The organism is Bombilactobacillus thymidiniphilus, assembly GCF_023380245.1.
Classification (GTDB): domain Bacteria; phylum Bacillota; class Bacilli; order Lactobacillales; family Lactobacillaceae; genus Bombilactobacillus; species Bombilactobacillus thymidiniphilus.
On sequence record NZ_CP093365.1, the window covers coordinates 134,597 to 149,361 of the forward strand.

General features: G+C 36.9%; 13 protein-coding genes. 4 read left to right on the forward strand and 9 right to left on the reverse strand.

Annotated features, from left to right (window positions below; translation table 11 throughout):
• Positions 1 to 67: 67 nt before the first annotated feature.
• The 7 genes from typA to MOO47_RS00765 all read right to left on the reverse strand — a co-directional run bounded on the left by typA (position 68) and on the right by MOO47_RS00765 (position 7,934).
• Positions 68 to 1,909, reverse strand: a complete 1,842-nt coding sequence (typA, locus tag MOO47_RS00735; protein ID WP_249512947.1) for a translational GTPase TypA — start codon at positions 1,907 to 1,909, stop codon at positions 68 to 70.
• Positions 1,910 to 1,989: 80 nt separating this feature from the next.
• Entirely contained in the window at positions 1,990 to 2,757 is a 768-nt protein-coding gene (locus MOO47_RS00740; RefSeq protein WP_249512948.1) for an inositol monophosphatase family protein, read from the reverse strand.
• The gene (locus MOO47_RS00745; protein ID WP_249512949.1) at positions 2,744 to 3,043 is read right to left on the reverse strand and encodes a UPF0223 family protein; all 300 of its coding nucleotides are present in this window, start codon (positions 3,041 to 3,043) and stop codon (positions 2,744 to 2,746) included. The genes MOO47_RS00740 and MOO47_RS00745 overlap by 14 nt, the downstream gene beginning before the upstream one ends.
• A gap of 68 nt (positions 3,044 to 3,111) precedes the next feature.
• A complete protein-coding gene (gene lpdA, locus MOO47_RS00750) occupies positions 3,112 to 4,533 on the reverse strand; it encodes a dihydrolipoyl dehydrogenase (RefSeq protein ID WP_249512950.1) in 1,422 nt (473 codons plus the stop codon).
• Positions 4,534 to 4,541: 8 nt separating this feature from the next.
• On the reverse strand, positions 4,542 to 5,822 hold the full coding sequence (locus MOO47_RS00755) for a 2-oxo acid dehydrogenase subunit E2 (RefSeq protein WP_249512951.1): 1,281 nt from the start codon (positions 5,820 to 5,822) through the stop codon (positions 4,542 to 4,544).
• 23 nt (positions 5,823 to 5,845) lie between these two features.
• Positions 5,846 to 6,823, reverse strand: a complete 978-nt coding sequence (locus tag MOO47_RS00760) for an alpha-ketoacid dehydrogenase subunit beta (RefSeq protein ID WP_249512952.1) — start codon at positions 6,821 to 6,823, stop codon at positions 5,846 to 5,848.
• Position 6,824: 1 nt separating this feature from the next.
• Positions 6,825 to 7,934 (reverse strand): thiamine pyrophosphate-dependent dehydrogenase E1 component subunit alpha, encoded by a 1,110-nt coding sequence (locus tag MOO47_RS00765; RefSeq protein ID WP_249512953.1) that lies wholly within the window; start codon positions 7,932 to 7,934, stop codon positions 6,825 to 6,827.
• A gap of 184 nt (positions 7,935 to 8,118) precedes the next feature.
• Between MOO47_RS00765 and def the strand changes: the two genes are divergently transcribed.
• From def to MOO47_RS00785, 4 genes are all read left to right on the forward strand, one after another.
• The gene (def, locus tag MOO47_RS00770) at positions 8,119 to 8,682 is read left to right on the forward strand and encodes a peptide deformylase (protein ID WP_249512954.1); all 564 of its coding nucleotides are present in this window, start codon (positions 8,119 to 8,121) and stop codon (positions 8,680 to 8,682) included.
• A gap of 129 nt (positions 8,683 to 8,811) precedes the next feature.
• A complete protein-coding gene (locus MOO47_RS00775; protein WP_249512955.1) occupies positions 8,812 to 9,033 on the forward strand; it encodes a DNA-dependent RNA polymerase subunit epsilon in 222 nt (73 codons plus the stop codon).
• Between the two features lie 3 nt (positions 9,034 to 9,036).
• Complete coding sequence (gene rnjA, locus MOO47_RS00780) at positions 9,037 to 10,725, forward strand: ribonuclease J1 (protein WP_249512956.1); 1,689 nt, start codon at positions 9,037 to 9,039, stop codon at positions 10,723 to 10,725.
• A gap of 59 nt (positions 10,726 to 10,784) precedes the next feature.
• Positions 10,785 to 11,726, forward strand: a complete 942-nt coding sequence (locus MOO47_RS00785; RefSeq protein ID WP_249512957.1) for a diacylglycerol/lipid kinase family protein — start codon at positions 10,785 to 10,787, stop codon at positions 11,724 to 11,726.
• Here the strand turns inward: MOO47_RS00785 and recD2 are convergent.
• Both recD2 and MOO47_RS00795 read right to left on the reverse strand, forming a co-directional pair.
• Positions 11,723 to 14,098, reverse strand: a complete 2,376-nt coding sequence (recD2, locus tag MOO47_RS00790) for an SF1B family DNA helicase RecD2 (protein WP_249512958.1) — start codon at positions 14,096 to 14,098, stop codon at positions 11,723 to 11,725. The two genes, MOO47_RS00785 and recD2, sit on opposite strands and share 4 nt — an antisense overlap.
• Before the next feature lie 2 nt (positions 14,099 to 14,100).
• The gene (locus tag MOO47_RS00795) at positions 14,101 to 14,763 is read right to left on the reverse strand and encodes a tetratricopeptide repeat protein (protein WP_249512959.1); all 663 of its coding nucleotides are present in this window, start codon (positions 14,761 to 14,763) and stop codon (positions 14,101 to 14,103) included.
• Positions 14,764 to 14,765: the final 2 nt, after the last annotated feature.

Consider the following 14,765-nt stretch of genomic DNA (forward strand, 5'->3'; position numbering starts at 1 on the left):
GTAAACTTCTTACATTATATCATTTTTCGAAATTTACTTAGCTAAAATAAAAAAGCCTCGCGGCTTTTTAATTTTTAACTACTTTACGCTTTTTATCAGCTTTTTTACGTTCACTAGTATTTAAAATCTTCTTTCGTAAACGAATACTTTCTGGCGTTACTTCACAATATTCATCTTCGTTAAGAAATTCAATTGATTGCTCCAAAGATAATTTCTTTGGCGTCTTAATAGCTGCTGCATGATCTTTACCAGAAGCTCGTGTGTTTGTTAAATTTTTTCCTTTAGTGACATTAACAGCAATATCTTGATCACGGCTGCTTTCACCAACAATCATACCTTCATAAACATCAACACCAGCACCCAAGAACAACTGACCACGCTCTTCTACCGATTGCAAACTATAAGTTGTAGAAGGTCCTTGATTAATAGAAACTAAAGCACCAGAACGTCGACCTGGTTCCCAGTTCTTAATAACTGGTAAATATTGTTCAAAAGTATGATTCATAATACCATAACCACCAGTTTGGGACATGAACTCAGAAGAATAACCAATCAACCCACGCGATGGTGCTAAGAAACTCAAGCGCGTCTGACCAGTGCCGGTACTTTCCATATTCTTCATTTCACCTTTGCGCTGGGCCATGGAGTCAATAATGGTTCCCACATATTCATCAGGTGTATCAATTTGCACTGCTTCGAATGGCTCACAAACTTGTCCATCAATTTCTTCGTATATAACTTCTGGACGTGACAATTGTAATTCAAATCCTTCACGCCGCATCTCTTCTACTAAGATAGATAAATGCAATTCACCACGACCAGATACAATCCAAGCACCGGCTAAACCAGCATCTTCGACTTTCAAAGATACATCAGTTTGTAATTGTTGTTCTAGACGATCTTGAATTTTACGAGCTGTAACTAAATCACCTTCACGACCAGCAAACGGTGAATCATTAGCTAAGAAAGTCATCCGCAAAGTAGGTGGATCGATCCGTAAAATAGGTAAAGCTTCTGGATGATCAACAGGAGCAACAGTTTCTCCAATAAAAATGTCATCCATACCGGACAAACCAATTAAATCGCCCGCCTTGGCTTCTTGTACTTCTTCACGCTTCAAACCAAAGAAACCAAACATCTTTGTAACGCGGAAATTTTGTTTAGAGCCATCTAGTTTTAAAACAGAAACTTGGTCACCTATTTTAATTTTACCGCGGAACACTCGACCAATACCAACCCGACCAACGTAATCGTTATAGTCTAGCATTGCAACTTGAAATTGTAATGGTTCATCACTATTATCAACGGGAGCAGGAATAGTTTTGACAATAGTGTTAAAAATAGGATCCATCGTATGCTCTTGTGCATCAGGGTCATCATCATAACTAGATGTACCATTGATAGCAGAAGCATAAAGTACTGGAAATTCTAATTGATCTTCATCGGCACCCAAATCAATAAATAATGAAAGAACTTCATCCACAACTTCAGATGGACGGGCACCAGGACGATCAATCTTATTAACAACTACAATCGGTGTTAAATGCTGTTCCAAAGCTTTTTTCAACACAAAGCGAGTTTGTGGCATGGTACCTTCATAAGCATCAACGACCAAGAGCACGCCGTCAACCATCTTCATGATCCGCTCCACTTCACCACCAAAGTCGGCATGTCCAGGAGTATCTAAAATATTAATCTTTGTTCCTTGGTATTCCACCGCAGTATTTTTGGATAGAATAGTAATTCCCCGTTCTTTTTCAATGGCATTAGAATCCATCGCACGATCGCCTAATTCCATGTGTTCAGGAAGTGTATCTGATTGTTTCAATAATTCATTAACCAAAGTTGTTTTACCATGGTCAACGTGGGCAATAATCGCAATATTTCGAATATCTTCTCTAGTTTTCAAATTTTTGCTTCCTTCCGTGCAACTTAAAAATAATATAAACGTATAAAAAAGCTGTGATTAGTTGGAATCACAGCCAGTTACTAAGATAGTAAATCCTTAGTTTCTATTGTTGCGCACTTCGTTCCTATAATTACAGTTTGTGATTTTAACATATTAATAGGTGCACCGTCAATGTTTATAGCTTGTAACCCCATCGCTTTGCCAATCGCTAAGCCCGCTGCTAAATCCCAAGGTTTAAGATTCGAAATATAGACAACTTCTTTATTTTGGAATAACCGAGTAAAAATAATCCCCGCACTGCCAAAAATCCGCAATCCGCTACTGTGATTAATAATTGACCGATAATTATTTAACTGCTCCATCAAAAGACGACTGCTAACCGTAATTAAGCCAGCGGATAATTCTTGATTTATTAAAGGAGCTAGCGGTTGTTGATTAACATAGGCTCCTAGCTCAGGTCCGCCGTAAAAAATTTGATCTTGCATAATATCGGCAATTGCACCAAAAATAGGCTGACCATCATGATAAACACCAATCATAGAAGCAAACTGATCATGGGATTTCACAAAATTAAGTGTGCCGTCAATGGGATCTACAAAAAATACTAAACCACTTAAGTCCGTCAGACAATCACCATAACCTTCTTCGCTCACAAAATAGGCTTTTGGAAAACGGTCACTTAAAAAAGCAATAATTTGTTTTTCGATTTGTTTATCACGCTCTGTCACTAAATCTGTTCTACTAGACTTTTTTTCCACGTGATTAAAATTTAAATTAGTACGCAATTGATCTTTAACAATTACCATAATTTGAAGCACTGCTTGCTGAATTTGTTCAATGTCTGTCATTGTTATCAAGCTCCAATTTTATTTGCGACATGGGATTATTTTGCGCACATTTAAAAACTTGATAGGCATCATAGCCCGAAACTGCAGCAAAATCAGCTAATAATTGACGTTGTTGCATCTTCATTGGCACTAATTGCTGAAATTGCCGATATAATTGCAGAAAAGCTTGACTTTTAATGCCTACCTCATAGGCCTCTTCCACAGCTGTATATAAATTAATCACATTCACAATGGTGTCTGCACTCCAAGTTAAATCTAATGGGTATTCGTAATTTTCTTTTTTCATATATTAATCGTAATGCAATTTCAAAAAAAAATCGACGTTTTCACGCCGATTTTTCGTTATTGACAATTTTAGATATTAGTTGGATAGCCCATCAGCATATCCGCAGCTTCTTGAATTGGCTCACCTAAAGTAGGGTGCGGATGAATTGTCAAAGCAACATCTTCTTCGTTAAGTTGACAATTAACAATAACACTTAATTCTGAAATCAAATCACTTGCATTAGGACCCACTACTTGTCCGCCCAAAACCGTACCAGTTTTTTTATCGGAAATCAATTTAACAAAACCATCAACGCTATCTAAAGAAACCGCCCGTGCATTACCTGCAAATGGGAATTTAGCCACTTTAACATCCAAGCCTTGTTCCTTAGCTTGTGTTTGCGTTAACCCCACACTAGCCATTTCCGGATCATTAAAACAAACTGATGGCACTGAAAGGTAATCATTAGCAGTTTTTTCGCCAGAAATTGCACCTGCAGCTGTTTTTCCTTGGAAGAAAGCCTTATGTGCTAAAGCTGGTCCATCAGTAATATCACCGATTGCATAAATATTGGATACATTAGTTCTGCCTTGTTCGTCAGTTTTAACTAATCCACGGTCAGTCAACTCAACATCAGTCAATTCTAAGCCAAAATTATCAGTATTAGGCTTACGTCCTACAGATACCATTACATAATCAGCACTAAGCGTTGTTGGCTTACCATCAACTTCATAAGTTACATCAACACTGTCGCCCTTATCAATAGCCTCTTTAGCCATTGCATTAGTTACAATATCAATCTTTTTGCCCTTCAAATGTTTCTCTACAATATTGACCATATCGCGCTCAAAATTAGGAATAATATTAGGTGATCCTTCCAAAATAGTTACATGTGCACCTAAATCAGCAAAAGCGCCAGCCAACTCGGTACCGATATAACCACCACCAACAACAACTAATTCCTTTGGGATCTCTGTCAAATTCAATAAACCAGTGGAACTCAACACACGATCACCAAATTTAAAGCCCTTAATTTCAATCGGACGACTTCCCGTCGCAATAATCAAATTGTCGAAATGAATTGTGTGACCACCACCATTATCCATAAATTGTCGTGGACCGACAGGCATAACTCGCAATTGATTATTATTATCTAAGAACGCCTCACCTTCAATGACTTCAACCTTATGCTTTTTCATTAGCATTTGTACGCCACTAGTCATCCGTTTGACAATCTTTTGATCTTTCCAAGCTTGGGTTTTCGTAAAATCAATAGAAACATTGTTTGTCGTGATACCGTAAACTTGCGAATCATTAGCTTCACGCAAACGATGTCCCGCTTGAATCAAGGCTTTTGAAGGCACACAACCTACATTAAGACAAACTCCACCAAAATATTCTTTTTCAATGATAGTTACTTGTTGACCTAATTCAGCAGCTCGTATGGCAGCAACATAGCCACCAGGTCCAGCCCCAATAATTACAGTTTGTTTTTGTTCTACTTCAGCCATCTTTTAATCTAACCTTCCATCAATAACATTTCCGGATCGTGTAACAAAGCTTTTAGTTTATTTAGTGCTTCTTGTGCTAAGGCACCGTCAATCAAACGATGATCGTAACTTAAAGATAATTTCAACATATTACCCACTTTAATGGAACCATCTTCTGCTACATAAGGTTCTTTAGCAATTTTGCCCATACCCAAAATAGCAACTTCTGGTTGATTAATGACCGGTGTAAACCAACCACCACCAATGGAACCTACATTACTAATAGTAATGGAACCACCACGCATTGCTTTAGCACTTAATTTATTATCATAAGCAGCTTGGGTATTTTCAGTAATTTCTTGGGCAATTTCAAACATGCCTTTCGAATCAGCATTTTTAACATTAGGAACATATAGACCATGGTCCGTATTCGTTGCAATACCAATATTGTAATAATGCTTGTAAACAATCTCATCTGTGGTGCTATCAATTGAGGCATTAAATTCTGGAAATTCCTTTAAGACAGAGACTAGAGCCTTTACCAAATATGGCAAGAAAGTTAATTTAATACCCTTGTCAGCAGCAATTTGCTTATATTTCTTGCGATTAGCCATCAAAGCAGAAACTTCAACCTCATCAAAACTAGTAACATGCGGTGTAACATGCTTACTATTAGACATAGCCTTGGCAATAGCTTTACGGGTCATGCTCATCTTTTCGCGAGTTTCCAAATCTGGTTCGTCAGATTTATAAGGTGCTACTGGTGTTGCTGATGCAGCAGGTTCCGATGCAGAAGAAGAAGTTGCAGTAGTAGCTTCTTTTGCAACACTTTGACCAGTCGAATTATCAACATCTTGTTTTGTAATTTGACCATGTTTACCGCTTGGTGTAACTGTACTCAAATCAATACCCTTATCACGCGCATATTGCCGCACAGAAGGCATTGCTAAATAATCAGCTTGAGCTTGCCCAGTAGCCGGTGCTGGGGCGGCTTTTTCTGATGTACTATCTTCTGTAGAACTATTCTCAACAGCTTCTTTAGGTGCACTATCATCAGTTTCGTCATCAGCAGAACCGTCATCAATAATCACCAACGTGTCACCGATTTCAACCGTATCGCCTTCTTTAGCTACCACTTCTTTGATAGTACCAGAAACAGGTGATGGTAACTCAGAAACTGACTTGTCATTTTGAATTTCTACGACAGTGTCATCTTCCTTAACGGTATCGCCTTCCTTGACTAACCAGTTAGCAACTTCACCTTCGGCCATTCCTTCACCTAGTTCAGGTAATTTGAATTTAAAAGCCATTTTTGCTCTCCTTTACAATATTATTAATAATTAATAATCTCGTTCACTTTAGCAACAATTTCATCTTTACGTGGAATCCAAACTTCTTCAGCTAAAGCAAACGGATAAACTGAATTAGGTGCTGCTACTCTTCCAATTGGAGCATCTAGCGATAAAATTGCCTCTTCGGAAATAGCGGAAGCTACTTGTGCACCCACACCAGCCATCTTTTGTGCTTCTTGAACAATTACCACTTTGTGCGTTTTAGCAATCGATTTAAAAATAGTTGCTGTGTCGATTGGTGAAACTGTCCGCAAGTCAATTACTTCACAAGAGATATTAGACTTAGCCAACTCTTCGGCTGCTTTTTGCGCTTCTTGCACTTGTGCACCATAAGCAACAATCGTAATATCATTTCCTTCTTGCACAATATTAGCTTGATCTAAAGGAACTGTATATTTTTCATCTGGAATATCGTCTTTCATGGAACGATACAATTTTAAGTTTTCTAAATATAGAACTGGATCATTATTTTCAATAGAGGAAATTAACAAACCTTTGGCATCATAAGGATTACTTGGCATTACAACTCGCAAACCAGGTACACCTGTAAAAATATTTTCAAGATTATCAGAATGCATTTCAGCAGTATGTGTACCACCACCATAAGGTGAACGTACTGTAATAGGACTATTTTTTTTGCCATTAAAACGAAAACGCATCCGTGACATCTGTCCCACAATTGAATCAACTGCTTCTAAAGTAAAACCGGAAAACTGAATTTCGGGTATTGGGCGCCAACCAGTCAACCCAAGGCCAATCGCCAAACCCAAAATGCCAGACTCTGCTAAAGGAGTATCAAAAACGCGATCTGCACCGTATTTTTCCTGCAAACCTTGAGTTGTCCGGAATACACCACCATTCTTACCAACATCCTCACCAAAAATTAAGGTTTTAGGATCTTCTTGCAACATAATGTCCAGGGCTTCAGTAATAGCTTGAATATAGGATTTTTTACTCATTTTAGTTTGACTCCTTTTCTTCAAATTTTGCAATTTGTGCTTGCAACTCTGGAGTTGGTACTTCAAAAGTCCGTTTTAACATATCGGATACTTTCTCTGGTTCAACAGCATCAGCTTGTTTCAAAGCATCTTTGAAGGAATCTTTATACTCTTTAATTAAAGCTTCTTCTTGTTCTTCAGTCCATAGTTTCTTATCTGTTAGAACTTTCCGTAAACGAATTAGCGGATCTTTTTCTAACCAAGGTTTTTGTTGTTCATCAGTCCGATAACGTTTTGGATCATCACCAGCAGAAGAATGAGCTCCGTAGCGATTAGTTAGCGTTTCAATCATTACTGGTCCGTTACCAGCTAACATATAATCCCGTGCAGCCTTAGCAACCGAGTAGCAAGCTAAAATATCCATGCCGTCGACTTGCACACTCGGAATACCAGCAGCGATCGCCTTTTGTGTTAATGCTGGAGCTGCTGTTTGACTTTCCCGTGGAACTGAAATGGCATAACCATTATTTTGCACAATGAACAAAGCAGGAACTTTATAGGCACCAGCAAAATTCATACCTTCATAAGAATCACCTTGTGAAGTACCACCATCACCGGTATAACTAAAAGCAATAGCATCTTCGCCATTTTTCTTCAAACCTAAAGCTACACCAGCAGTTTCTACATAAGCTGCTCCAATAATGATTTGTGGCATAAGTGCCCGTGCTTCAAATTCATTGCCTTTAACATGACCACGTGACCATAAGAAAGCTTCTGTTACAGTTGCTCCATGCTGAATCAACTGTGGGATATCACGGTATGCAGGTACTAAATAATCTTGCTTTTGCATCGCCATAACGGTTCCCATTTCACTAGCTTCCTCCCCAGCAGTTGGTGCGTAAAATCCCATACGTCCCTGTCGAGAAAAATTCATAGTTTGCTCGTGCAAAGCACGCTCCCAAACCATTTTCTTCATAAATTCAACTAATTGATCGTCGCTAAAACTGTCAAAAACAGCCTGATTAACGACTTTAGCATTTTGATCCAATACTTGAATCGGTTTAGCTAAATCCGCCAATTCATCTTTGATTTTCGAAAAATCAACAATGGAATTCTTTGACATGATTACCATCCTTTCAAAAGCTAGTATAATTGTAAGGGTTTCCAACAACAGTTTAACATTTAAAAAAATTTAAACAAGGTTTTCTGTGAAAGCCGCTTATTTAAAATCGAATCCAATATTAATACTATGAATCATCAGTTTATTAAGATATTATTAGTGTTGTCAATATATTTGTGAAAGGGATTTTTGTTTTATGTACATGATGAAAAATATAACGCGTGATGGAAACCCAGTATTACGCAAACAAGCTGCGCCGGTTAAATTTCCATTAAGCGATACAGACAAGCAGTTAGCACACGATATGATGGAATATTTAATTAATAGTCAAAATCCAGAATTTGCACAAAAGCATCACTTACGAGCTGGTGTTGGACTAGCTGCCCCCCAAGTTGGTATCTCCAAACAAATGGCAAGTGTTTTAGTGCCTAACGATCAAGATGACGACCAAGACTACCTACTTAAGATTACTTTGATTAATCCGGTAATTATCTCAAATTCTGTTCAAAATGCGCAATTGGCTGAAGGCGAAGGCTGTTTATCAGTAGACAAAGATGTGCCAGGCTATGTTCCACGTAGTGCGCGAATTACAATTCGCTATCAAGATTTTGATGGTAAGGAACAAACTTTACGTGTCAAAAACTATCCAGCAATTGTTTGTCAGCATGAGATTGATCACCTTAGAGGACATCTTTTTTATGATCGTATTAACAAAAATGAACCTTTTAAAGCTGAAAGTGGTTCTACTATTATCTCCTAATCTTTTATAAATCAATGAATAGTTGTTTATATACAACAATCTGTAGATGTGATAATATTTGTTTAACTGTTGATTATTATCAACCTTTTTGCGCGTTTAGAAATATGTAACACTAAAGGAGTAATTCACTTGATTTATAAAGTTTTGTATCAAGCTAACAATATTCAAAATCCCCGTAGAGAAACAACCGAGACGCTCTATGCTGAATCGGACTCTGCCATCAAAGTGCGAGCAGCACTAGAAGCGAAAACTGACTACAATATTGAGTCAATTGAAGAATTAACTGGCAATTATTTAAATTATGAGCAACAAAATCCTGATTTTAAGCTCACTGATCTGACGGAGCTATAGTCAATGACTTTAAAAATAAATAAAGATGAAGTGGCAGTTTTTGCTATCGGCGGTCTCGGTGAAATTGGCAAAAATATGTACGTCATCCAATATCAAAATGAAATCGTCATTATTGATGCAGGAATAAAGTTTCCTGAGGATGAGTTATTAGGTATTGACTATGTAATTTCTGATTATCAGTACTTAGCACAAAATCGTGACAAAATTAAGGGCTTATTTATCACCCACGGTCATGAAGATCATATTGGCGGTATTCCCTACTTTTTACAAAAAGTGCCTGATGTACCTATCTATGCTGGTCCTTTGGCAACTGCTTTAATCAAGGGCAAGCTGGAAGAACACGGATTATTGGAATCCACTCAAATGCATGTTTTGCAAGAAGAAGATATTGTTAATTTTGAGCATTTAGGTGTGGAATTTTTCCGCACAACACATTCTATCCCCGACACTTTAGGTATTGCTGTCCATACGCCACAAGGCATTATTATTCAGACTGGTGATTACAAGTTTGATTTAACACCTGTTGGTAACCAGCCAGCGCCTAACCTGCAAAAAATGGCTAAGCTAGGTTCTGAAGGAGTTTTGCTATTACTGTCAGACAGTACTAATGCAGAAATTCCAACTTTTTCTAAGTCGGAGCGTTTTGTCGGAAATACGATTCACCAAATTGTAGAGCGGATTGAAGGACGGATTATTTTTGCCACTTTCGCATCTAACCTTTATCGCGTTTCCCAAGCTGTTGACGCCGCCATGCAAAATGGACGTAAAGTAGCTGTTTTTGGTCGTAGTATGGAGCAAGCCATTGTTAATGGGCGAGAATTAGGGTATTTAGATATTCCTGATAGTGAGATTCTAGATGCTGCCGACATTAACAAACTACCTGCTAATAAAGTAATGTTACTTTGTACTGGATCTCAAGGAGAGCCAATGGCTGCCTTGAGTCGCATTGCGAATGGTACACATCGCCAGATCACAGTTCAACCGGGTGATACTGTAATCTTTTCTTCTAATCCAATTCCCGGTAATACCACTAGTGTCAATCACCTGATTAATGAATTAGAAGAAGCTGGCGCTGATGTTATTCATGGTAAAGTTAATAATATCCACGCTTCAGGTCATGGTGGTCAAGAAGAACAAAAACTAATGTTGCGCTTAATTGAGCCTAAATTTTTCATGCCAATTCACGGTGAATATCGTATGTTGAAAATTCACACTGAACTAGCACAATTATGTGGTGTCCCAGAAGATCATACTTTTATTTTTGAAAATGGCGATGTTTTGGCACTTACTAAGAATTCAGCTCGTAAAGCTGATCACGTGCCAGCTGGCGATGTTTACGTTGACGGCAATGGAATTGGTGATATTAGCAATGTTGTGATTCATGACCGACAAATATTGTCTGAAGAAGGATTGGTAATTGTCGTTGCTACAATTGATTATCACAAGGGATTAGTATTATCTGGACCAGATATTTTATCACGTGGCTTTGTTTACATGCGCGAATCTGGTGATTTAATCAATCAAGCTCAAAAGAGGGTTTTCCATACAATTAAAACTCATCTAGATGCATCAGATAAAGTTAATGAAGCTGTCTTAAAGCGTGATATTATTGATAATTTACAAGAGTTTCTCTTTCGAAGAACAGAAAGACACCCAGTCATTTTACCAATGATCATTTCTACACAAGTATAAAATAAAAAAATACATCTGATTTTAAATAATCAGATGTATTTTTATTCATGAGGTTGAAAGTGAGTAATAAAAACAAACAATTTATTGTTGTCGTTAACTTATTTGCAGGTGGCGGACAAGCTCGACAAACACTCAATAAAACAATTGCTTTTTTCAAAAGACAAGATATTAACTATAAAATTAACTTTACACCTAAAATGGGTGCTACCAAGTTAGTTTGTTCCTTAGTGACTAAATTAGATCCACAAAAAAGTATCCTGCTAATCATCGGTGGCGACGGAACTTTAAACCAAGCTATTAATGGCGTTCAGCAGTCTCAAAATTCTGCAATGCCTCTAGCTTATTTGCCTGCTGGTTCTGGTAATGATTTTGCCCGTGCACTACACATTAAAGCGCATCAAGAACAACAATTACTTACGAATTTACTAAAATCGTCCAAACCACAAGCCTTAAACCTAGGTAAAATAACTTCCCCTGTTCAAGCCGATCGTTTCTTTATTAATTATTTTGGTATCGGTTTAGATGCTGCAATAGTACATTATGCTAATCGCTCTAAAATAAAAAAGTACTTAAACAAATTGCATTTAAACAAACTAATTTATATAATGCATCTTTTCAAAGCTTTAAAAGAACCTGCTTTTGATGTTGAAATTACGGCAAACCAACAAGTTAAAACTTTTCAAGATGTTTTCGTGTGTATTATTGGCAATGAACCATACTGTGGAGGAGGCATCAAATTATTGCCTAACGCAAATCCAAAACAAACCGCCTTACAGATTGCCTTGGCTGATAAAGTCAATTTACCTCAATTACTCAAATTAGTTGTTCAGGTATTTTTTACTGGTAATCATCTAAATAATCCTCTAGTGCATCATACAATAACTAAAGATCTTACATTGTCTTTAGCATATGCTAATTATGGACAAGTTGATGGAGAAGAATTAGCTCACCAAGCCTATCATATAAACATTTCTTGTGCAGTACAAAATTTTTGGCTTTAATTCATAAAACTTTGCGGGGTCACATTGGCCATCCCAATCATTGGATCAATTGCCAGATGACGAATTTGCTCTAACGTTAAAATATAGCCTGCTGGGTCATCATCTTCTGTAGCCAAATTATTAATAGAGTCTGGCTTGAATAAACTCTGAATTTGATATTTCAACTTTGTCTGTCGTTGCCCTGAATTGTCAGCCACTGCATGCTCATAGGCATTTTTATCACCTAACATAATAAGTTTAGATTTGGCACGAGTGACTGCGGTATACAACAAATTACGACGCAACATTCGTGTGTTTTGGCGTACCAAAACTACAATCACCAGTTCAAATTCACTACCTTGCGCCTTATGAATCGATGTGCAATAAGCTAAAGCAATATTTTTAAAGTCAGAATGACTATAAACAATTTGCTGTCCATCAAAATCCAAATACAACAAATCTCCCTGCTTCTTATCCGGATTGTCTTTAGCTAAAGTTATTCCAGTTACTGTCCCAATTTCACCATTGAAGACATTTTTTTCAACATTATTGACTAAATGAACTACTTTATCGCCAATCCTATACTGCATATTTCCAACAATTACTTGTTTAGTAGTGGATTCTAACGGATTTAATGTGACCTGCATTGTCTGATTTAAATTGTCAATTCCCGCTATGCCACGATACATAGGCGCTAAAATCTGCACTTGATCTAAATCAAATCCTCGTTTCTGGCTTTTTAAAATAATTTGCTGCAAGACATGCGGGACTTGTGGAGCAGTACATTCAATAAAGCTTCGGTCAGGATAGTTAGTAAAGAAATCATTTCCTACTTGCCCCGTATTAATATCATGGGCTAGATCAATAATGGTTGAATCTTGATCTTGGCGATGAATTTTGGTTAGATTGACAGTTGGCAAAACTTTACTAGCAATCAAATCAGAAAATACCTGTCCTGGTCCTACTGAAGGCAATTGATCTTTATCCCCAACTAAAATGACTTGCATTCCTAATGGTATCGCCGTTATTAATAATTTAAACAATAACGTATCCACCATAGAAGTCTCGTCAATGATCAATAATTTGCCATAGATTTCACTAACATCTAATGGTTGCATATCTTCTTGCCCAGTCAATCCTAATAAACGATGAATAGTTCCCGCAGGCAATTGCGTACTAGCTGCTAAATGCTTTGCCGCCCTCCCTGTGGGTGCTGCCAAAACCACAGGAAAAGGTGTGGTTTGATAATCATCAATATCTAATGAATAATCATTCAAATATGCAAAAGCCGTTACTAAACCATTAATAATAGTCGTTTTACCGGTACCTGGCCCACCTGTTAACAGAAAAAGGGCATTCTTTAAACCTGCTTGAATTGCTGCCACTTGTTGATCGTCATAAGTAATAGCGAGCTGTTTTTCTGTATATTGAATTGCTTTTTTAATTTGCTGATCAGAATATTTATTTGCCTTAAAATGCTTTTGCAACAATTGCAATTGTTGCGCAATATCACATTCGGCTGCGTACAAATCCTTAGGAAAATAACAATCTTGATCCAAAATAATTAATTCTTGGTCAATCAAATCTGCTAAAGCATTCTGTACATCTTCATCACTAACAGTCCCTTTTTTAGTCGTATTTAACAATTTTAAAGTTGGTGCTATTAGTTCTGTCTTAGATGCATAAGTATTACCTGCAGCATTAATAACTACTTTTAAAGTTTGTAATAATCCTGCCTGAATCCGTTTGGTATTATCAATTGCTAAGCCAAAATTCAAAGCTAACTGATCAGCACGCTTAAAACCAATTCCCGGGATATCTTCAATCAATTGATAAGGATCAGTTTGCAAAGTATTTAAAGTTTGATTACCATATTTATGGTAAATTTTAAAAGCAATTTTATTACCAAAACCTAAACTATTTAATTGCAAAATAATTTCTTGTGTTTGGTATGATTCATTAACTTGATCAATAATTAATTGTCGCTTAGCTTTGCTTAATGGCAATTTTTCAACCACCGTCGCATCACTAACTAATGAACTAATCGCATTATTGCCCAAAATATCAACAATTTTATTAGCAGTTTTTCGCCCAATGCCGGGAAATTGTGCACTAGCAAAATAATCCACCAGACCTTTACGATCTGTTGGACTATCTTTTTGATAATGTAAACATTTAAATTGTTGTCCATACTTTGGATGTTGAACCACTTCGCCTTCAAAACGGTAATTTTGATTTTCTTCCAACTCATCAAAAACACCAGTAACAACAATTTCGCTATCAGCCCACGCAAAAGAAGTTTCTTGTACTTTAATTAACAAGATTTTGAAATAGTCTTCAGGCTTTTCAAAAAAAATAGCTTCTAGTGAACCAATGATATATTCTTCTGCCACTATTATTCCTCTTTTTTGTGTATCTGTAGATAACGTTCAATATCTGCTAACTGTTTTTGATGCTCACCAAAATATTTTGCATCCAACTGCTTACTTTTGGCAAAACTAGTTTTATAACGATCATCTGCCAAAACTAACTGAGTTAAAGCTAGTTTGAACCAACTAGCCGCACTTTCGTCTAATTGTAGCGCTAAATGATAATAATGTTGTGCCTGTTTAAAATCCTGTAATTGAACTAATAAATCTCCTGCCAACAAATAATTATCTACCAATTGAGGATTGTGATCAACTGCTGTCAAAACATAGGCTAGAGCTTGTGGCAACTTATTTTGTTGCTGGGCAATTTTGGCTTGTAAATAATAAATATCAGTTAATAAATCCGGATCTGTTATTTGTTGTAAATAAGTTTGTGCTTGATCAATTTTGCCTACTTGGAAATAAATTACCGCCAAATTATAATCTATCGCCGCTAAATCTGGAAACATAGTTTTAGCCTGCAATAACAATGCTTCCGCATCTGGCAATTGATCCGTATCTACCAAATAACTAGCCAGCTGCAAAATCCAATCAGGATGATCTAAATCTTGTTGCAACTTTTTGGCTAAATAAGCAATAGCCTCTTCTTTATCATTATTTTGATACAAATTGGCTGCGTGTTGTTCCACAA